Raw genomic sequence first — 19,342 nt, 5'->3', positions numbered from 1 at the left:
GGGTTATCTCCGGGTCGGGTCGAAAGTGGCGGGCAGCGTAGCCCAGCAGGCATCGTAAGTGTTTTGCAATTGCGGGCAATCGAGGGCGAAACGGCTTGGGCGCAACACCTGGCTGGTCTCGAACATGAACGCCATGGTGTTGTCGATTTTCGCCGGCTTGAGATCTGCGTTGACCGCTTTGGTGCAGGTCTCACCGTCGGGACCGTGGGCGCTCATGCAGCTGTGCAACGAAGCACCGCCGGGCACGAAACCTTCGGCCTTGGCGTCGTATTCGCCCTGGATCAACCCCATGAATTCGTTCATCAGGTTGCGGTGGAACCACGGTGGACGGAAGGTTTTCTCGGCCACCATCCAGCGCGGCGGGAAGATCACGAAGTCGAGGTTGGCCAGGCCATGAACGCTGGTCGGCGAGGTCAGTACGGTGAAGATTGACGGATCGGGGTGATCGAAACTGACGGTGCCGATGGTGTTGAAACGACGCAGGTCATACTTGTACGGCACGTTGTTACCGTGCCAGGCGACCACGTTGAGCGGCGAATGATTGAGCTCGCACGCCCACAACTGGCCGAGAAACTTCTGTACCAGCGTGGTGGGTTGCTGCAAGTTTTCGTAGGCCGCCACCGGGGTCAGGAAGTCCCGCGGATTGGCCAGGCCATTGCTGCCGATCGGCCCCAAGTCCGGCAGACGCAGCGGCGCACCATGGTTTTCGGCGACGTAACCACGGGCTTGCGGGTCGAGCAATTCGATGCGGAATTTGAGGCCGCGAGGCAGTACGGCAATTTCCAAAGGTTCCAGCTCAAGCACGCCGAGTTCGGTGGCAATGCGCAGGCGCCCCAGTTCAGGCACCAACAACATTTCGCCGTCAGCATTGAAGAACACGCGCTCCATGGAACGGTTGGCGCGGTAGCTGTAGATGCTGATCCCCGCCGGTTTTTCCGCACCCGAGTTGGCGGCCATGCTCACCAGGCCGTCGATGAAATCGGTCGGCTCGGCGGGAATCTCCAGCGGGTTCCAGCGCAGGCGGTTGGGGGTCACTTCACCCAGCGGACCGCCGGCCAGTTGCCGGTCCAGTTTGACGAACGCCGGATGATTGGCCGACGGCTGAATGCGATACATCCAGGTCCGCCGCGCCTCGCTGCGCGCCATGGTGAATGCCGTGCCGGAGAACAGTTCGGTGTAGAGGCCATACGGGGCTTTTTGCGGGGAGTTCTGGCCGACAGGCAGTGCGCCCGGCAACGCTTCGCTGCTGAATTCGTTGCCGAAGCCTGACAGGTAGGCCAGCGCTGGCGTCGTTGAATCGGGGTTCATGGAGCCTCCTGAACAGGGAGTCGGCAATGCCGGTCACTCTTTGGAGGAGTAAGTGGCCTGCCTGGGTTATTTTTATCGTAATTCAATTACGCATAACGTAATTTGATTGGTATTGACCGTCAAGCTATAAAGACGCCCATTCGTCCCGGGATCCCAGGCACCATGGAAAAAACCAGCGACAACAACGGTAAACAGAAAGTCCGCTCGGCCGAGGTTGGCACTGACATCCTCAAGGCTCTGGCCGAGTTGTCGCCCTCGACTTCGCTGTCGCGCCTGGCCGAACACGTGCAGATGCCGGCGAGCAAGGTTCACCGCTATTTGCAGGCGCTGATCGCCAGCGGATTCGCCGAACAGAACGCCGCCACCAACCATTACGGCCTGGGCCGCGAAGCCTTGCGCGTGGGGTTGGCGGCACTCAACAGTATGGACGTGCTGAAAGTTGCCGCCCTGCCCCTGGCTGAACTGCGCGACGACTTGAACGAAACCTGCTTTCTGGCGGTGTGGGGCAATCAGGGCGCGACCGTTGTGCATATCGAACCGGCGGTGCGAGCGGTGACGGTGGTGACACAACTGGGCTCGGTATTGCCGCTGCTGAGCTCTTCGACCGGACTGGTCTTCGGTGCGTACCTGCCTGCGCGTGAAACCATGGACCTGCGTGAACAGGAACTGCAAAGCGCTACCGCCCACGCCTTGGCGGATGATCAGGCCTACGCAACGATGTGCGAACAGATTCGCCAACGGGGCCTGCATCATGTGCATGGACTGTTGATGCCCGGAGTGGATGCCTTGTCGGCACCGGTGTTCAACGCCATGGGCAAGGTTGCGGCAGTGCTGACGGTGGTCGGGCCGACCTCGCTGTTTCACGCCGATGAAGACGGCCCGGCGGCGCGGCGTTTGTTGTCTGCCACACGGGCAGTGAGTTGGCGCATGGGCTTCGAGCCCGACGCATCGACAAACTAACCGCAGCAGCGCTGATCAGGCGGACAGGATCAGCCCCAGTTTCTTGCCCATCGCCACGGCTTGCGTGCGACGTTCAACACCTAGCTTGCTGTGGATTCTGCGTGCGTGGGTTTTCACTGTATGCAACGAAATGAACAGCTGCTCGGCAATTTGCTGATTGGAATTACCCAAGGCAATCAGGCCGAGCACCTCCAATTCCCGACTGCTCAGCAGGCCGGCATCCATGGTCATCGCGGTCGCCGACTCCTCCCCGCGTAAACGGCGGATCAAATCGGGCTGACGCAACGTCAAGTCACGCAACGCCTGTTGTCCCTGGCACCGGCTCACCAGCACCAGCCCCGCCTCCAGTGCTGCTTGAGCCACGGCCGGCTCGCCCGTCAGGTCCGCCACTTCGCACATTGCCATGTGCAACTCCGTTTCCAGCGTCAGCATGGCGTGTTGTTGCGCGTGCTCGAGTAACGCCTTGAGCCGATCCAATGGACGTTGCACCCGTTGCAGTCGAGTCTCGGCCAGCACCAACTGGTATTCGATACGTGTGATCAGTTGCAGTGTGGCCGGCGGTGCCTGGCGCGCGTGGGCCCCGCGGTAATGCCGCAAGACCCGGATCAGTGCCTCCCGGGCCAACTCCGGGCGCCCTTGTTGCAACCAGAAATGGCTGCTGATTTGCAGCAGCACGCCGCGATAAACGGTGTCGGGGATCTGCCGTTGCTGCATCAACCGCTCGGCCTCGCGCAGGCGATCGAACGCAAGGGCGTAGTCGCGCTGATTGGCCGCCATTTGCGCCTGCCCGAGAAACCCGTACAACACGTGTTTGTCCTGACTGTGCAGGCAGTCATCAAGGCCCGCCTGGAAACATTCGCCGGCCAATTCATCCTGGCCCTGGCACAAGGCCAACCGTCCACGCCGCAGGGCGATTCGCCCCAGCAGTGGCGTCGGTCGATCAGCCTGCCGTTCGAGCATTTCATGGATGTCGGCCAGCAAATGCGCCGCTCGCCGGGGCGCGCCGCGTTGCTCCAGCAATTGCGCATGATCGAGTTCGAGCAAGCCTTCAAACAGCAACGAGCCTTGTGCCCGCGCCAGGCACAGTGCGTCACGATTGAAGGCCTGGGCGGCATCGAGGTCGGCGTTGAGTAGCGCTTGCTGGGTCAACCCGGACAGACACAGCAACCGTGCAGGCCAGGCATCAGCCGCCAGCGCCTCCAGTGCCTCGAGAAAGTGCTCCCGGGCGGCCGGCATGCGCCCCTGCAGATGCAGCAACCATCCCTGTTGCGCCTGCCAACGCGCCAGCAGTTGCCGTTGCAGGGATGCCGTCGGTTGCGGGGCAAATCGCGCCAGTTGCCCAATGCACGCAGCCGCCTGCTCGAAGCGCCCGGCAAACAGCAAGGCTGCGGTGATCAACCCGACCCGTTGCGGCGTGCCCAGGGTCAATTGTTCACCCAAGTGCTCATGCAGCTTGAGTAACCAGCTGACGTTCTGCCGCTTGAACAAATGCTCAAAGCTGAAGTGCTGCAACAGGCTGACCGCGATCTCGTGTTCCTCTGCCAGTAGCGCCTGCTCGAAGGCGCCCTGCCAGTCTTCTTCAGCACTGAACCACTGGCACGCGCGGCGATGCCAGGAGCGCCCGGCCGGGGCAGGTTCATCACGCATCACCCGGGCCAGCGGCTCGAAGATCCGCAACCACTCGACGGAGTCTTCCCAGGGTTCAATGAAGCAGCCCATTTCTTGCAGTGCATGCAGCCACTGCGCGCCCTCACCCGTACCGAAAAGATGCTCGCACAAGCTGGCGTTGAAGCGCGGCAGATGAACCAACACCTGCCAGACCTCAACCAACTCCGGCGGCAAGGTGTTGAACAACTCGTGTTGCAGATAATCGAGCAACGTCGCTGAACGCCCCTGTTCACCCGACCACGGACAACCATTGAGTAACGCGATCCGCACGCCGGCGCACCAGCCACCGCTGCGCTCGAACACCCGCCTGGCCGTTTGTGCCGCCAGGGTCGGCTCGACATGACCGAGCAACTGCCGGACCTCCGCCTCGGTAAACGCCAGTGCCCGGCCTTCACACTCGTACAACTCATCATTGAGCAGCAGCCGCGGCCAGTTGCAGGGTGGTCGTCGACGCGAACTCAACCACCAGGTCAGCGACGGGCTGGCGACGGCCAACAGGCGATCGAGCAACCGGTCGAGTTCCGGGTTGGGTGCCCGGCAGAAATCATCGAGAAACAGCCAGGTCGGCGCCTGTAATCGGGCCAGATACGCCAGCAGACCGGGCTCATCCGCCGAGGGCAGGCCCAACGCTTGCGTCAGGCGCAATAGAAAATCGCCGGTACTCATTGACTCCCCCGCCAGTGGCAGCCAACAGACCCGACAGCGCTCCGGTGCCCGCAACAGGCATTCGGTGAGTAACGCGCTCTTGCCACTACCCGCCGGCGCGCAAAGCAACTTCACCCGCGCCGTCGAGACGAGCACGGGTTCAATCAGCCGCTCGCGGGACAGATGATGGGACGACAGTCGGGGCAGGAATCCAGGGCGGTCCAGACGGTGCGTCATAGCGGTCATAGTGGTGCGCCTTTTTTTATATTTCTGGCGCCACCCTAGACCCCTCCCGAGCGCTTGTTGAAGAAGTATTCAACACACTGATCAACCCCTATAAAAAAGGTGACCGTAAGGTCACCCTTTTGTGTAGGAGCACGTAGGAAACCTACCTGACCCCCGTGCTACGCAAGGCCGCTGGTGTGTAGTCCCCCGCTATTGCATTGACGTTGAATTCGAAGCTGCGCTTCTCCTCGTTTTTCATTCCCAGGGCGATATAACGACCGGCAATCAGGTCATACAGTGCTTCGACTGTGTAGGCCGGCACCTGGTGATCGTAGTAGAACTGGGCATGCCCTTCGGCGACGCGCCAGAGCTGTCCGCGCCCGTCGTAGTGGTCGGCCAGCGCCACTTGCCAGCTGTCTTCATCGATGTACATGTGGCGCTTGGCGTACACGTGCCGTTCGTTTGGCTTGACCGTGGCAACGACTTCCCAGACCCGGTGCAACTCATAACGAGTCAGGTCCTGATTGATGTGCCCGGCCTTGATCACATCGGTGTACTTGAGATCCGGCGAGTCGAGCTTGTAGCTGTTGTAGGGGATGTACATCTCCTTCTTGCCGACCAGTTTCCAGTCGTAGCGATCCGGCGCACCGGAAAACATGTCGAAGTTGTCAGTGGTGCGCAAGCCGTCGGATGAGGTGCCGACGCCGTCATAGGCGACCTGTGGCGCACGCCGTACCCGCCGCTGGCCGGCGTTGTAGATCCAGGCCTTGCGTGGCTCCTTGACCTGGTCGAGGGTTTCGTGGACCAGCAATACGTTGCCCGCTAGCCGCGCCGGCGCGGTGACTTCCTGCTTGAAGTAGCTGAGGACGTTATCGTCGCTGCCCGGTTTCAGGTCACCGAGCAACGACGGTACGGCGACCTCGTCCTTGAAGCGCACCACCGTGAAGTCGCCATTGGACTGCGGTGTCGCCTGGGTGATGGTGCGGCGCAGATTGCCGCCGTGGTAACGCGTGATGTGATTCCAGATCACCTCCACACCATTCTTCGGAATCGGGAACGCGTAGTAGCGGTTGCCGGTGAAGTTGGCCAGACCGTTACCGTCGTTGATCGGTGTGACGTTCAGTGCGCTGCGTTTGGCCGCCTCGTATATCTCTGCCGGTAACGCCACGGTGCGATGGCTCGGGTAGACAGGAATTTTGTATGTCTCGGGATAGCGCTTGAACATCGCGACCTGGCCGTCGGAGAGCTTGTCCTTGTACTTGTCGACGGTCGCCGCGGTGATCACGAACAACGGTTTTTCGTTGGCGAACGGATCGGCCAGGAAACCTTTGCTGTCCACCGCACCAGCGTTTTTCGGGATACCGCCGGTCCAGGCCGGAATCGAGCCATCGGCATTGCCGGCCTTCTCGGCACCCAGCGGGGTCAGGCTGGTGCCGAGCTTGCCGGCTTCTTCCGGCGAGACCGCGGCCATCACGTTGGCGGCCAATAACCCAAGGGTCAGCGCGCCCAATTGCAGAATCATCTTGCGCATCGAAATCATCCTTTTCAGCCAGATCAGAAGTTCACGCCAAAGCTCAACGCCACGAAGTCACGGTCAGTGAGGACGTTGTAGTCCCCGCCGAAAAAGTCGGTGTAACTGAGGCTCGCGGTGTAGGTGTTGCGATAGTCCGCATCGACGCCGAGGCTGACGGCCTTGGCGCCTTCGTTGAACAGGCCGTTGGGGCCATAGCCGGAGACGTCGTGGGACCACGAGAGGTTGGGCCTGAAGTTGATCCCGGCGATGAGGTTGTTGTAGTCGAGGATGGCCCGGGCGCGATAACCCCATGAGGTTGACGTCACGAAGCCATCGGTATCCCCGCCGAAACCATACTGGCCATAGACCGAGTCGCGGCCATAGCGCAGTTTGGTTCGTGCTTCCAGGCCACCGACCCGAACCACCGCGGCCTCGCCCACCAGGGTCAGTCGATCCGCACCCGCAACCTGGTCGATGAAGTGCGTCAGGGTGCTCTGGACCTGCGTCACCTCCTTGCGGCGATAGCCTTTGTTGTCGGCCCCGGGTGAGGTGGTGATGGGCGATGCGGCTCCGCCAGCGATCGGGTTGAGCAACGCCAGGGTCAGGTCATTGGTGTTGACCTGCACCGGGGCGTTGGGGCGGTAGCTGATTTCCCCGCTCCACGCGGTGCCGGTGGATAAGGTGGTAGAGAAGCTCGCGCCGTAGAGGCGGATGTCCTCCGGGTATTCGAGGTAATACTGGCCGCGACCGAGCATCACACTTTGGGCCAGGCCCGAACCGCTACCAGGGGCAATGCGGTTGGCGGCGGTGACGATCCCTGGAATGCTTGCCAGCGTACCGGGCCCGGCGGTGGTGGTCCCGACGTTCGGCGAGCGACTGTGGTAGTTCATGAAGTACAGGCCGTACTCGGTGTCGCCCCCCAGCCAGCGCAATGCTGTCCCCCACTGCCCGGAATCCCGGGCATCGCGGTCGCCACCACGAGGGACGATCACACCTTCCTTGCTGACTTCGAAGCCCTGGCCAAAGGCCGCTGCAATCGGCTGCAAGGGTGCAATGGCCGGGCTGGCAACGGTGTAGCCCTTGTTGCAGCCGTCCGCCACCACATCGACCCCAAAGAAGGTGCCGCAGTTATCGACGACCGTCTGATCCCATTCCAGTTGATAGAAACCTTCGACCGTCAGCTTGTCCGTCAGCCCCTGGGAAGCAAACAACATGTTTACCGGAATCAGGCCTTCCTTGATCTCGGCTCCGGGACGACGGAACGCAGACACGTCGACCGGGTTGATGCTGTTGATCGAGTTGCCGATGAAGGTGCTCTCGCCCCAACTGACCACCTGCTTGCCGGCGCGAACCGTGCCCGGCAAATCGGCGAGGGAGTAGTTGTGGTAGACGAAAGCGTCGAGGATTTGTCCGCCTGAAGACTTGGCGCCTTCTTTACGATTGTGATCGCTGATGTCCTTGAAGGGGCGGCTTTCATCTTTCAGTTCAAAGTCGTACCAGTATTTGCCACGCACAAACACACCGGTGTCGCCGTACTTCAATTCGAGGTCGTGGATCCCCTTGAAGATCTTCGAGAAGGTTTCGCCCTTCTTGAAATTCAATCGCCCATCGTCGCCGGTTGAAGACTGGCCAGAACCGCCGTTGACGGTACCCACCAGGGCGTTATCCGCATCACGCATGCCCCAGCTCGCGCCGACTGAGAGCGAGGAGTCGAACGTCCCCTCGATTTCCCCGATGTTGAACGATACGGCCTGTGCCTGGGCACAGCAGCCTAATGCGACCGCAGCCGCCAGCGCCTGCGGTGTGAAGATGGCGCGCATTGTTGTTTTTGTCATGCGTCTTCCCCGGTGAGTGACAGAAGGCCTCACCCTACTGCCGGGCACGGGGGTCGATAAGCGCACCAAGGAGGTATTCGCGGTGTACCTCTAAAGGATGACTGCCACTGGAGCATCATCCAGACGGCGAGCGCCGAAGCCTGACTGTTGCCGGGGCTGCAACAGTGCATGTCCGGAATTGGTATTTTTCCTACGACAATAAGGGCTTATTCTTACCTGACTGCCACGGTAACCCCCGCAAGGCACGATGTACCGGCCTGCGCCGTGATTGAAAGATTTCAGATGAATTGAGGATTCGGTTCATCGCCCCGTGTTCACTGACGTTGATTTGTAGCTCCTGATCCAACGTCTTACTTGGCCGCTGCGTTTGCAGCGGCCTTTTTTATGCGGCTTTCACTGGTTTGGAGGCCCCCTCATTGTCGACTCGGACGCGCCTCCAGTAGGAGCTGGCTTGTCGGGTCGCCGCATCGCAGCGATGGTCGTCAACGATAACGCGTATGACCTGGATAAACGCGGCGCACTTGAGTCCATCGCCGGCAAGCCGGCTCCTACAATTTGGCGTTCACATCATTTCGACTCGGACGCGGTCTCTTGTAGGAGCTGGCTTGCCGGCGATGGTCGTTAACGATAACGCGTGTGAACCGGATAAACGCGGCGCACTTGAGTCCATCGCCAGCAAGCCGGCTCCTACAGTTTGGCGTTCACATCATTTCGACTCGGACGCGGTCCCGTGTAGGAGCTGGCTTGCCGGCGATGGTCGTTAACGATAACGCGTGTGAACCGGATAAACGCGGCGCACTTGAGTCCATCGCCAGCAAGCCGGCTCCTACAGTTTGGCGTTCACATCATTTCCACCAGGACGCGGTCCTGTGTAGGAGCTGGCTTGCCGGCGATGGTCGTTAACGATAACGCGCATGAACTGGATAAACGCGGCGCACTGGAGTCCATCGCCAGCAAGCCGGCTCCTACAATTTGGCGTTCACATCATTTCGACTCGGACGCGGTCTCTTGTAGGGGCTGGCTTGCCAGCGATGGTCGTTAACGATGACGCGCGTGACCTGGATAAACGCGGCGCACTGGAGTCCATCGCCAGCAAGCTGGCTCCTACAGTTTGGCGTTCACATCATTGCGACCCGGACGCGGTCCCTTGTAGGAGCTGGCTTGCCAGCGATGGTTGTTAACGATAACGCGTGTGGACTGGATAAACGCGGCGTACTCGAGTCCATCGCCAGCAAGCCGGCTCCTACAGTTTGGTGTTCACATCATTTCGACTCGGACGCGGTCTCTTGTAGGGGCTGGCTTGCCGGCGATGGTCGTTAACGATAACGCGCGTGACCTGGATAAACGCGGCGCACTGGAGTCCATCGCCAGCAAGCTGGCTCCTACAGTTTGGCGTTCACATCATTGCGACCCGGACGCGGTCCCTTGTAGGAGCTGGCTTGCCAGCGATGGTTGTTAACGATAACGCGTGTGGACTGGATAAACGCGGCGTACTCGAGTCCATCGCCAGCAAGCCGGCTCCTACAGTTTGGTGTTCACATCATTTCGACTCGGACGCGGTCTCTTGTAGGGGCTGGCTTGCCGGCGATGGTCGTTAACCATAACGCGTGTGAACCGGATAAACGCGGCGCACTTGAGTCCATCGCCGGCAAGCCGGCTCCTACAGTCAGTCGGCAACCCTGACCCTCCAGGCAAAACTTTACATGCCTACACTTCTTTCAGAAAACGACTACAAGCATAGGTAAACACCAACTGCGCTCAGGCCATTAAGTTGAACAGCAAGTCGACGAACGATCTTTATCGTCGTCCGACTTCAAACTTAATTATTGTGAGTGCAGCCATGAAACCCATCAGTTACAACCAGTATCGTTCAACCAGAAGCGTCAACAGTCGAGTACGCTTTCTGGTTTTTCACTACACGGCCGCTAACTTTTCAAGTTCTGTCAGTACCCTGACCGGCCCGAATGTCAGCGCGCACTATCTGGTTCCAGATATCACCGACCCCAGCTACCTGAAAGCCGGTCATACCGGGCAGGAAGTCTTCAGCCTGGTGGAAGAAACCCATCGCGCGTGGCACGCCGGCGTCAGCCAGTGGGGCAACCGCAGCAATCTGAATGACACGTCCATCGGCGTTGAAGTCGTCAACCTGGCGACTGACGACGAAGGCGATTTCACCTTCCCGCCGTATCACCCCGAGCAGATTGCAGCGATTGAACAACTGGCGCTGAACATCCTCAAGCGCTACCCGGATATCACGCCGACGCAGGTTCTGGGCCACTCCGATGTTTCAGTCGGCCGCAAAAGTGACCCGGGGCCGATGTTTCCCTGGCAGGCGCTGTACTTGAAAGGCGTCGGCGCCTGGTTCGATGCAACCACCCGGGACAAGTATCTGTGCCAATACAACTCGTCAGGTGTTCCAGCCCGAAGCGAATTGCTGGGGCTGTTCAAATCCTATGGATATGATGTCTCGGGCGCGTCAACGGAAGGTGGTTTTCAACAGTTGGTGCGGGCATTCCAGATGCATTTTCGCCCGGACAATTACGATGGAAAAATGGACGCACAAACAGCCGCCAACCTGAAGGCGCTGGTAGTCAAATACTTTCCCGGCTGATGGCGACCAAACGGTTTTCCGGACGACAAATGCAACAACCGGCAAGGCCAGTCAATGTGACCTTGCCGGTTTTGTCAGAGAGAATACTTCTGCAAATTCCCCATCATCTCCTTCAACGCCTCGATATTGTCCTTTGGATGCGCCGCGCCTTCGAAGTCGCAAATCTGCTGCCAGTGCGCCGCCACGTCTTCCGGGGAGAAGCCCGCCCGTGGATCGAAACCGATGCCGAGGCTGCGCTCCCAGCGGACCTTGCCCATCCAGCCGCCACCGACTTCGAACAGGCCGGAGGTTTCCTGGCAGTTCTCGCTGGCCAGGTACACCACCAGCGGGCTGACCAGTTCCGGCTTGAGTTGTTCGAACACCTGCGGCGGGATCAGGCCTTCGGTCATGCGCGTGCCGCCGGTGGGGGCAATGGCATTGACCAGGATGTTGTTCTTGCGGCCTTCAATGGCCAGGGTGCGGGTCAGGCCGTAGAGACCGAGCTTGGCCATGCCGTAGTTGGACTGGCCGAAGTTGCCATAGATACCCGAGGTCGACGCGGTGAAAATCACCCGGCCGTAGTTCTGCTCGCGCATGTGCGGCCAGGCGGCGCGGGTGACTTTGTAGGCACCTTCGACGTGGACGCGGTAAACCAGGTCCCAGTCGGCGTCTTCCATTTTGTGGAAGGTTTTGTCGCGCAGGATACCGGCGTTGTTGACCACCACGTCGACGCGACCGAAGACATCCATGGCGTGCTGAACCAGTTTGTCACCGTCAGTGACCGAATCGTGGTTGGCCTGGGCGATACCGCCGGCCTCGCGAATGTCTGCTACCACGCGGTCGGCGGCCGAAGCGTTGGCGCCTTCGCCCTGGGCCGAGCCGCCAAGATCGTTGACCAGCACCTTGGCGCCCTGTTTGGCGAACAGCAGTGCATGCGCCCGTCCCAGGCCGCCACCGGCACCTGTGATGATCACGACTTTATCTTCGAAGCGCACAGACTCATTCATGGGGGGACTCCAGCAGGCCAAGGGACAATGAGTCCCAGTTTCAGCCACGGAGCCGCGGGTCACAATGAACACGGGGGAGGCTGAATGGTGCGCGATAAGGCTGGGGGATGATTGATGTAGAAATGGACACGAACCCTGTGGTGAGGGGGCTTGCCCCCGTTGGGTCGCGCAGCGGCCCTTCTTTTTCCCTACAGAGCATGGGACTGCTACGCAGTCCAACGGGGGCAAGCCCCCTCGCCACAAAAGCCCAGAAGGTTTACGCGGTGCGTCAGGAATACGCCACCTTGCGCGGCGGGAAGAGCAGTTGATCGCGAAACGCCAGGTAGTGCTTGAGCACCTCGCAGGGCGCCTCGATCTGTGGGTAGTGACCAATGTCGGGCAACACCACCGTGTCCGCCTCCGGGATCAGTTCCCGGTAACGCTCGACCATGTGCACGCCGGAGACCGGATCGACCCCGCCATCGATCACCCGCAGTGGCACTTCACCGCGCTGCATCGCGCTCACCCAGCGATTGCGCCAGACACGTCGCTCCGGGATGTAAGCGATCAATTTGTGCATGATCCGTGGCCCACGATGACTTTCGATCAAGCTCCAGAAATCATCCATCTGGCTTTCACTGGGACGGGTTTTCGGACCGAAAATCTGCCGAAAGCTTCTCACCAGGCCATCGCGGCTGAAGGCGCGGCCAATCATCCAGCCCAAAGGGCTGAGCAGGAGTTTTTGCATCAGTACCGGACGGTGGGTTTCCGGAAACAAGCCGCCATTGAGAAACACGCAACTGGCCAGCTCCACCCGCGACTCGTAGTGCCGGGCCAGCAGTTCCTGGGCCACGCTGTCACCGTAATCGTGGGCGAACAGGTGCACCGGCTGTTCGACATTCAGGTGTTCAAGCAGTGCCAGTTGCAAATCTGCTTGCTCCTGCAGGCTGTAGTCGTGATTCACCGGTTTGGCCGAGTCACCAAAGCCCAGCATGTCGCACGCGATCACACGAAATCGCTGGGTCAAAGGCTGCCACAGGTAATGCCAGTCCCAACTGGCGGACGGAAAGCCGTGAATGAGCAACAGCGGCTCACCCTGCCCCGCTGTCCAGTAACGGATGCTGTGGCCACGGAACACGAACGTCTGGCTGCGTTTGCGCCAGACACACAGGGGGATCTCGGCGAGTGCCATTAGAGTTTATAACCCGGGTCCAGTTTATCGAGCTTACGCAGCAGCGCCGGCCAGGCCAGCGCTCCGCCCATTCCTTGAGCACTTCTGGTGACACCCGCGATCATGGCCTTGGCGCCGGCCAGAATCTGCGGTTCGATGGCGATCAGTTCAGCGGCACCGTTCTGCGCCATCACCTGAATATCGCAGGCACGCTGAAAGGTGAACATCATCAGGAACGTATCGGCGATGGTGTTGCCGCAGGTCAGAAGACCGTGGTTATGCAACATCAGGAAATTATTTTCAGCGAGGTCGGCCTGCAGCCGCACTTTCTCTTCATGGTTGAGCGCCACGCCTTCGTAGGCGTGGTAGGCCAGGCTGGAAAGCACGAACAACGACTGTTGGCTGATCGGCAAAACGCCCTGCTTCTGAGCCGACACCGCAACCCCCGAAGCCGTGTGGGTGTGCAGTACACAGACGACATCGTGACGGACTTCATGCACGGCGCTGTGGATGGTGTAACCCGCCGGATTGATCTCGTAAGGACTGTCCATCAGCTTGTTGCCGGCCTGATCCACCTTGACCAGGCTCGACGCGGTAATTTCGTGAAACATCAACCCGAAGGGATTGATGAGGAAATCTTCGGTGCCGGGCACCTTGGCGGAAATATGGGTAAAGATCAGGTCATCCCAACCGTGTTGAGCGACCAGGCGATAACAGGCGGCCAGGTCGACACGCGTCTGCCACTCGGCAGCACTGACCTGGTCTTTGACACTGTGTGGCGATTGGACGGGAGCGACAGTCACGGCAAGGAGCCTCGGTGTTTTTTATTATGGAGTGTTTCCTATGACTACCGAGTCTAGTCAGCCGATGAGGTTCGTGTAGTTGCATTGGCAGCCAGCTTGATGGCCCAGCGAGTCAGCCGCCCTGCTGCCCTGGATCCATGTCAAATGACCGGCGCCAGCGCAGCTCTGGCAGGCAGGTTTTGCTGCACTGCCAGAGCTTTGACCGGCATTGATGTCGGGTTATCTGTCACTCGCCCAGTGCGTTGATCAGGTCCGCCAGCCAAGGCTCGGCGTCCGTTTCCGGGGTCACGCTTTCGCTGGCATCCAGGCGCAACATTGGCAGTACCTCGCGAACGCCCAGTTCAGCGAACAATTCGCGCATCTGCTCGCCGCCGCCACAAAAAGTATCGCCATAACTCGCATCGCCCAATCCGATCACCGCACCTGGCAAACCGCGCCAGGCCGCTGGCAATTGGTCACGAATGGTCGAGTACAGTGGTTGCAGGTTGTCCGGCAGCTCGCCCATGCCGGTGGTCGAGGTCACTGCCAGAAAGGCTTCGGGGCCAAACGCCTGGATATCGGCGAGATTCGCACGCGGGTTGTGCCAGGTTTCGAAACCGGCGGCTTTCAACAGGCTGGCGGCGTGGCGGGCAACTTCTTCGGCCGTGCCGTACACCGAGCCGGAAATGATGGCGACTTTCATCAATCTGATCCTGAATCCGAGTAAAAGACCCGGATATTAACAGCACGCTCGTGATTGTTCTTTTAGAATGCAATCGACAATCAATCAGGAAAGGATACTCCGATGATTAACGCACAACTGCTGCAAATGGTAATCAACGCCTCCAACGACGGTATCGTGATTGCCGAAAAGGAAGGCGATCAGGACAAAATCCTCATTTACGTCAACCCCGCGTTCGAACGCCTGACGGGGTACTCCAGCGAAGAAATCCTCTATCAGGATTGCCGCTTCCTGCAGTCGGGGGACCGCGACCAGGAAGCCCTGCCGTTGATTCGCGACGCCTTGAACCGTGAAGGATCCTGCCGGGAAATACTGCGCAACTACCGTAAGGACGGCACACCGTTCTGGAATGAATTGTCCCTTTCAACGGTGAAAAATCCGGCGGATGGGCAAACCTACTTTGTCGGTGTGCAAAAAGACGTCACCGCGCAGGTCAAGGCGCAACAGCGCGTGGTTCAACTGGAAGGGCAGTTGGCTGAACTCCAGGCCGAGCTTGCCACGCTCAAGGCGACGAACGGCCAAAACAAAATTCAGAATTAATTGTCAGTAACTACAATCACCAATGACTTTGTAACTATTTCCTTCGAGTTGGCCATGCAGCGCGACGCACTCCTGACCCAGGATGAGCTGGATTTCATCCAGACCATGCAACATAACCCGCAACTCAATGTTCGGGATGCGACGTCGAGCCTGCTCGTCAACGGTGGATCGCAGATCCGTGACCTGCTCACCCGCCTGGCGGCCCATGAGCAGGTCACCATTCAAGCCAGCTTCGAAAACCAGCAAATGACCTTCCCCCTGCACCTGGTGGAAGACGAGTTCCATGCGTTGCATTTGCGTCTCGGCGTGCCGAGCATCTATGAAGACGGCCCGATGGTCCGGCCGTGGCGCCTGGTGCTGGACGAACCGGTGGCGCTGGAAAATGCCCAGGGTCAACCCGGCACCCTGTGGGTACACGAAGTGTCGTGCAAAGGGGTGTTGCTTGAAGTTCGCAACAAGACCAAGCCACCCAAGCATTTCGCCTTGTGGTTCAGCCCGTCAGGCTATGAGCGGATTGCCTTGCGCGGCACTTTCGAGAAAGAAAACGAACAGGGCTTCTACGCCTATCAACTGAGCCAGAACGATACGGACGAAACCGAGCGTCTGCGCCAGTTCATCCTGCAACAGCATCGTTTGACTCATCCAACGCTGCATCTCTGAACTTCAAGTATCCAGACTGCCCGCCAGGAACTGCTTCAGACGCTGGCCCATGACGTCCCCTTCATTGCCCAGGCAACCGATCGATGACCCGGCCAGGCTCTCCTGTGCCAGGTCAGAAGCATCGCCGGCCAGCAACAATCGACACTCCAGACTCATGGCCAGGCGATTCAAGCGCCGCGGCAACTCGGGCGCCGGTACATGGTTGGAATACAGCACCAGCGCCAAGGGCTTGATCCTTTCACACAGCAACGCCAGTTCGTCGAACGGCTGGCCCATGTTCAGCACTCGAACGGCCGTTGGCCCGCAACTCAGGAACAGGGCGGCGACCAACAACTCCAGCTCCCGGCAGTGGCCAACCAGGGCACAGATGACCACGCGACGCGGCTGTTTTTCGCGCATCAACAACAGACGCTGCGCCACCCGGGCACGCAGAAAACCATCCAGGAACAACCAATCGCTGGCTCCGCCAAACTGGTCCTGGCGTTGCAACAACTGCTTCCAGACGGGAATCAGAATGTCCTGAAACACCACCGGCAGGGCGTAACTGGAAAAAATCTGCCCGTAGAGCTGCTCCAGCCGAATCTCGTCAAACCCGTTGACCGCAGCAAGCACCTGTTGCTGCCACTGCGCGTAATCGGCTTCTACGAGGTTGTTGGGGATGATGTGGGACAACGCCTGGAGCGGCTCGGTCCTGGCCAGGATCTTGGCGATCTTGCCAACGGCAACGCCACGCTCGATCCAGCTGAGGATGCTGCGAACCCGCTCGATATCGGTCAGCGAATACAGGCGATGCCCGCTTTCGGTGCGTATTGGAACAATCAGGCCATGGCGTCGTTCCCAGGCGCGAAGCGTCACCGGGTTGACACCTGTCAAGCGCGCCACCTCGCGAATGGGAAAGAGCTCTTCCTGTTCGAGAGAGACAGCCTGCGTGGAGTCTGAAGCAACGTCAGTAAGTACGGGCATCCTGATGTAACATCCCTGTATCGTCCGAACCACATTCTACTCGTCCGCCCCGTAAAAGTTCCGTAAAGATTTCAATGCCGCGAAGGAGCGAAAAACGTCGCAGACGCGACTGGCTGAATCAGGAATAATCCTTGCTTGCTTCAAGACACGGCCCACCACCCCGGCGCTGTGCCTGGCGAAGTTCCTATCCGGAGCGACGCAAATGCCTTACGGAGATACACAATGTCTACCCCTCCCGTCACGTTGATGGTTGCGCGCCGCGTTGCCAATGGACGCTATCAAGACCTGATCACCTGGCTGCGCGAAGGTGAACAACTGGCCACCGACTTTCCCGGCTACCTCGGCTCCGGCGTACTCGCACCGCCGCCCGGTGACGACGAATTCCAGATTATCTTCCGCTTCGCCGACGAACAGACCCTGCATGCCTGGGAGCATTCCGCTTCGCGCAGCGCCTGGCTCGGACGCGGCAGCGAGCTGTTCGCCCACCCGACGGAACACCGGGTCAGCGGCATCGAAGGCTGGTTCGGTGCCGTCGGTCAACGCCCGCCGCGCTGGAAACAGGCCGTGGCGATCTGGTTGGCGTTCTTTCCGGTTTCCCTGTTGTTCAACTTTGTACTGGGACCGCTGCTGAGCGAAATGGCGCTACTGCCCCGTGTGCTCATCAGCACCCTGTGCCTGACGCCATTGATGGTGTATTTCTTCATTCCACTGTCGACCCGTCTGCTGGCCAATTGGCTGAACAGCACGCCGGCACGCCGCTTGCCCGCCGGGCCCGCCCCTCAAAACCACTGACGATCCTTGTGGGAGCGGGCTTGCTCGCGAAAGCGTCGTGTCAGACAGTACAAATGCTGACTGATACACCGCCTTCGTCGGATCGCCGCCCGGAGCAAGCCCGCTCCCACACAGGGTCCGATGTGCACAATAGAAGTGTGCCTCCCGTCGCTGGTATAGTTTTGTTCTCACCGCGACGCGAGCCGTTCATGACCTCTTCCGCCCCCCCTGTCCTCATTACCGGCGCCGGCCAGCGTGTCGGCCTGCACTGCGCCCGGCGACTGCTGGAAGACGGCCATCGCGTGATTTTCAGCTACCGCAGCGAGCGTCCCGGCGTACAAGCCTTGCGCGACCTGGGGGCCACCGCGGTGTTCGCGGACTTCGCCAGCGAGGCCGGGATCCTGGCCTTCATCAGCGAACTGAAAACCTACACCGACTGTTTGCGGGCGATTGTCCACAACGCCTCCGAATGGCTGGCCGAAACACCGGACACCGATGCCGCCGCATTCGCCCGCATGTTCAGCGTGCACATGCTGGCGCCTTATCTGATCAACCTGCATTGCGCCGACCTGCTGCAACGCTCAAGCCCCGCCGACATCGTGCACATCAGCGATGACGTGACCCGCAAGGGCAGCAGCAAGCACATCGGCTATTGCGCCAGCAAAGCCGGGCTCGACAGCCTGACCCTGTCCTTCGCCGCCAGGTACGCGCCGGCCATCAAGGTCAACGGGATCGCGCCGGCCCTGCTACTGTTCAACCCTGAAGACGACGCGGCCTACCGCGCCAAGGCGCTGGCCAAGTCCGCGCTGGGCATCGAGCCCGGCAGCGAGGTGATCTACCAAAGCCTGCGCTATCTGCTCGACAACCCGTATGTCACCGGCACTACCCTGACCGTCAACGGCGGAAGGCACATCAAATAAGTGTCCCGCGAGGATTTTCCATGACGTTATCCCTGCCCCAGAACGCCTTATCCCAGAGCTTTCGAGAGATCCTCATCGGCCTCGGTGAAAACCCCGATCGCGAGGGTTTGCTCGATACGCCAATGCGCGCGGCCAAAGCCATGCAGTACCTTTGCCATGGTTACGAGCAAAGTGTCGAAGAGATCGTCAACGGTGCGCTGTTCGCCTCCGACAACGATGAAATGGTGATCGTCGACAACATCGAGTTGTACTCGCTGTGCGAACACCACATGCTGCCCTTCATCGGCAAGGCGCATGTGGCTTACATTCCAACCGGCAAGGTACTGGGCCTGTCGAAGATAGCGCGGCTGGTGGACATGTTCGCCCGGCGCCTGCAAATCCAGGAAAACCTCACCCGGCAAATCGCCGACGCGGTGCAACGGGTGACCGACGCGGCCGGCGTCGCGGTGGTCATCGAAGCGCAGCACATGTGCATGATGATGCGCGGCGTCGAAAAACAGAATTCGACCATGAACACCTCGGTGATGCTCGGCGCTTTCCGCGACTCGAGCAACACCCGCCAGGAGTTCCTGCAATTGATTGGACGGAGCAAGTAGCAATGCCACAACTTCAACCAGGCATGGCACGCATCCGGGTCAAAGACCTGTGTCTGCGTACCTTCATCGGCATCAATGAAGATGAAATCCTCAACAAGCAGGATGTGTTGATCAACCTGACCATTCTGTACGCAGCCCAGGAAGCGGTCCGTGACAACGACATCGATCACGCATTGAACTACCGGACCATCACCAAGGCGATCATCGCCCATGTGGAAGGCAACCGCTTTGCGTTGCTCGAACGCCTGACCCAGGAAATTCTCGACCTGGTGATGGCCAACGCATCGGTGCTCTACGCCGAAGTCGAGGTGGACAAGCCCCACGCACTGCGATTCGCCGAGTCGGTATCGATTACGCTTGCAGCGAGCCGCTAGCTTCAAGCCACAAGCGCCAGGCTGTAAACTGGCAGCCACCGCCATCCAACTTGCAGCTTGAAGCTTGCCGCTTGAAGCTGTCTCGCAGAGACC

17 protein-coding genes are annotated in these 19,342 nt (G+C 59.8%); 8 read left to right on the top strand and 9 right to left on the bottom strand.

Translation table 11 applies throughout. The features are described 5' to 3' along the window. Nucleotides 1–3: 3 nt before the first annotated feature. On the bottom strand, nucleotides 4–1,308 hold the full coding sequence (gene hmgA, locus KGA88_RS04435) for a homogentisate 1,2-dioxygenase (RefSeq protein ID WP_223589202.1): 1,305 nt from the start codon (nucleotides 1,306–1,308) through the stop codon (nucleotides 4–6). A 162-nt stretch (nucleotides 1,309–1,470) separates the two neighbouring features. On the opposite strand from hmgA, the gene KGA88_RS04430 reads away from it, so the two are divergent. Beyond that, the gene (locus KGA88_RS04430; protein WP_110660988.1) at nucleotides 1,471–2,268 is read left to right on the top strand and encodes an IclR family transcriptional regulator; all 798 of its coding nucleotides are present in this window, start codon (nucleotides 1,471–1,473) and stop codon (nucleotides 2,266–2,268) included. Nucleotides 2,269–2,283: 15 nt separating this feature from the next. On the opposite strand, the gene KGA88_RS04425 is transcribed toward KGA88_RS04430, so the two are convergent. The 3 genes from KGA88_RS04425 to KGA88_RS04415 all read right to left on the bottom strand — a co-directional run bounded on the left by KGA88_RS04425 (nucleotide 2,284) and on the right by KGA88_RS04415 (nucleotide 8,154). Beyond that, nucleotides 2,284–4,827, bottom strand: coding sequence for a helix-turn-helix transcriptional regulator (locus tag KGA88_RS04425; protein WP_223589200.1), 2,544 nt, complete (start codon nucleotides 4,825–4,827; stop codon nucleotides 2,284–2,286). 142 nt (nucleotides 4,828–4,969) lie between these two features. Next, nucleotides 4,970–6,337 carry a DUF1329 domain-containing protein gene (locus tag KGA88_RS04420; RefSeq protein ID WP_223589198.1) on the bottom strand — a complete coding sequence of 456 codons (1,368 nt, stop codon included), beginning with the start codon at nucleotides 6,335–6,337 and terminating at the stop codon, nucleotides 4,970–4,972. 23 nt (nucleotides 6,338–6,360) lie between these two features. Beyond that, nucleotides 6,361–8,154, bottom strand: coding sequence for a DUF1302 domain-containing protein (locus KGA88_RS04415; protein WP_223589196.1), 1,794 nt, complete (start codon nucleotides 8,152–8,154; stop codon nucleotides 6,361–6,363). 1,840 nt (nucleotides 8,155–9,994) lie between these two features. On the opposite strand from KGA88_RS04415, the gene KGA88_RS04410 reads away from it, so the two are divergent. After that, nucleotides 9,995–10,765 carry an N-acetylmuramoyl-L-alanine amidase gene (locus KGA88_RS04410; RefSeq protein ID WP_110660459.1) on the top strand — a complete coding sequence of 257 codons (771 nt, stop codon included), beginning with the start codon at nucleotides 9,995–9,997 and terminating at the stop codon, nucleotides 10,763–10,765. 74 nt (nucleotides 10,766–10,839) lie between these two features. Here the strand turns inward: KGA88_RS04410 and KGA88_RS04405 are convergent, their stop codons facing one another. The 4 genes from KGA88_RS04405 to KGA88_RS04390 form a co-directional block, all read right to left on the bottom strand. Next, nucleotides 10,840–11,751 carry an SDR family oxidoreductase gene (locus tag KGA88_RS04405; RefSeq protein WP_223589194.1) on the bottom strand — a complete coding sequence of 304 codons (912 nt, stop codon included), beginning with the start codon at nucleotides 11,749–11,751 and terminating at the stop codon, nucleotides 10,840–10,842. A gap of 268 nt (nucleotides 11,752–12,019) precedes the next feature. Beyond that, on the bottom strand, nucleotides 12,020–12,922 hold the full coding sequence (locus KGA88_RS04400; RefSeq protein ID WP_110660456.1) for an alpha/beta fold hydrolase: 903 nt from the start codon (nucleotides 12,920–12,922) through the stop codon (nucleotides 12,020–12,022). Further along, nucleotides 12,922–13,704 (bottom strand): class II aldolase/adducin family protein, encoded by a 783-nt coding sequence (locus KGA88_RS04395; protein ID WP_110660455.1) that lies wholly within the window; start codon nucleotides 13,702–13,704, stop codon nucleotides 12,922–12,924. The genes KGA88_RS04400 and KGA88_RS04395 overlap by 1 nt, the downstream gene beginning before the upstream one ends. A 226-nt stretch (nucleotides 13,705–13,930) precedes the next feature. After that, a complete protein-coding gene (locus KGA88_RS04390; RefSeq protein WP_110660454.1) occupies nucleotides 13,931–14,386 on the bottom strand; it encodes a flavodoxin in 456 nt (151 codons plus the stop codon). 102 nt (nucleotides 14,387–14,488) lie between these two features. On the opposite strand from KGA88_RS04390, the gene KGA88_RS04385 reads away from it, so the two are divergent. After that, on the top strand, nucleotides 14,489–14,965 hold the full coding sequence (locus tag KGA88_RS04385; RefSeq protein WP_223589191.1) for a PAS domain S-box protein: 477 nt from the start codon (nucleotides 14,489–14,491) through the stop codon (nucleotides 14,963–14,965). Nucleotides 14,966–15,019: 54 nt separating this feature from the next. Then, on the top strand, nucleotides 15,020–15,625 hold the full coding sequence (locus KGA88_RS04380) for a hypothetical protein (protein WP_110660452.1): 606 nt from the start codon (nucleotides 15,020–15,022) through the stop codon (nucleotides 15,623–15,625). 3 nt (nucleotides 15,626–15,628) lie between these two features. Here the strand turns inward: KGA88_RS04380 and KGA88_RS04375 are convergent, their stop codons facing one another. Beyond that, on the bottom strand, nucleotides 15,629–16,588 hold the full coding sequence (locus KGA88_RS04375) for a MerR family transcriptional regulator (protein ID WP_223589189.1): 960 nt from the start codon (nucleotides 16,586–16,588) through the stop codon (nucleotides 15,629–15,631). Nucleotides 16,589–16,810: 222 nt separating this feature from the next. Between KGA88_RS04375 and KGA88_RS04370 the strand changes: the two genes are divergently transcribed. The 4 genes from KGA88_RS04370 to folX all read left to right on the top strand — a co-directional run bounded on the left by KGA88_RS04370 (nucleotide 16,811) and on the right by folX (nucleotide 19,249). Next, a complete protein-coding gene (locus tag KGA88_RS04370) occupies nucleotides 16,811–17,380 on the top strand; it encodes an antibiotic biosynthesis monooxygenase (protein ID WP_110660450.1) in 570 nt (189 codons plus the stop codon). Nucleotides 17,381–17,568: 188 nt separating this feature from the next. Beyond that, complete coding sequence (folM, locus tag KGA88_RS04365; RefSeq protein ID WP_110660449.1) at nucleotides 17,569–18,279, top strand: dihydromonapterin reductase; 711 nt, start codon at nucleotides 17,569–17,571, stop codon at nucleotides 18,277–18,279. 20 nt (nucleotides 18,280–18,299) lie between these two features. Beyond that, complete coding sequence (folE, locus tag KGA88_RS04360) at nucleotides 18,300–18,875, top strand: GTP cyclohydrolase I FolE (RefSeq protein WP_223589187.1); 576 nt, start codon at nucleotides 18,300–18,302, stop codon at nucleotides 18,873–18,875. Between the two features lie 2 nt (nucleotides 18,876–18,877). Next, entirely contained in the window at nucleotides 18,878–19,249 is a 372-nt protein-coding gene (folX, locus tag KGA88_RS04355) for a dihydroneopterin triphosphate 2'-epimerase (protein WP_007970304.1), read from the top strand. Nucleotides 19,250–19,342: the final 93 nt, after the last annotated feature.

Origin of the sequence: Pseudomonas sp. A-R-19 (assembly GCF_019956575.1) — a bacterium.
Lineage (GTDB): Bacteria > Pseudomonadota > Gammaproteobacteria > Pseudomonadales > Pseudomonadaceae > Aquipseudomonas.
The sequence above is the reverse complement of the archived record's forward strand: the minus strand, read 5'-3'. Positions and strand labels throughout refer to the sequence as shown.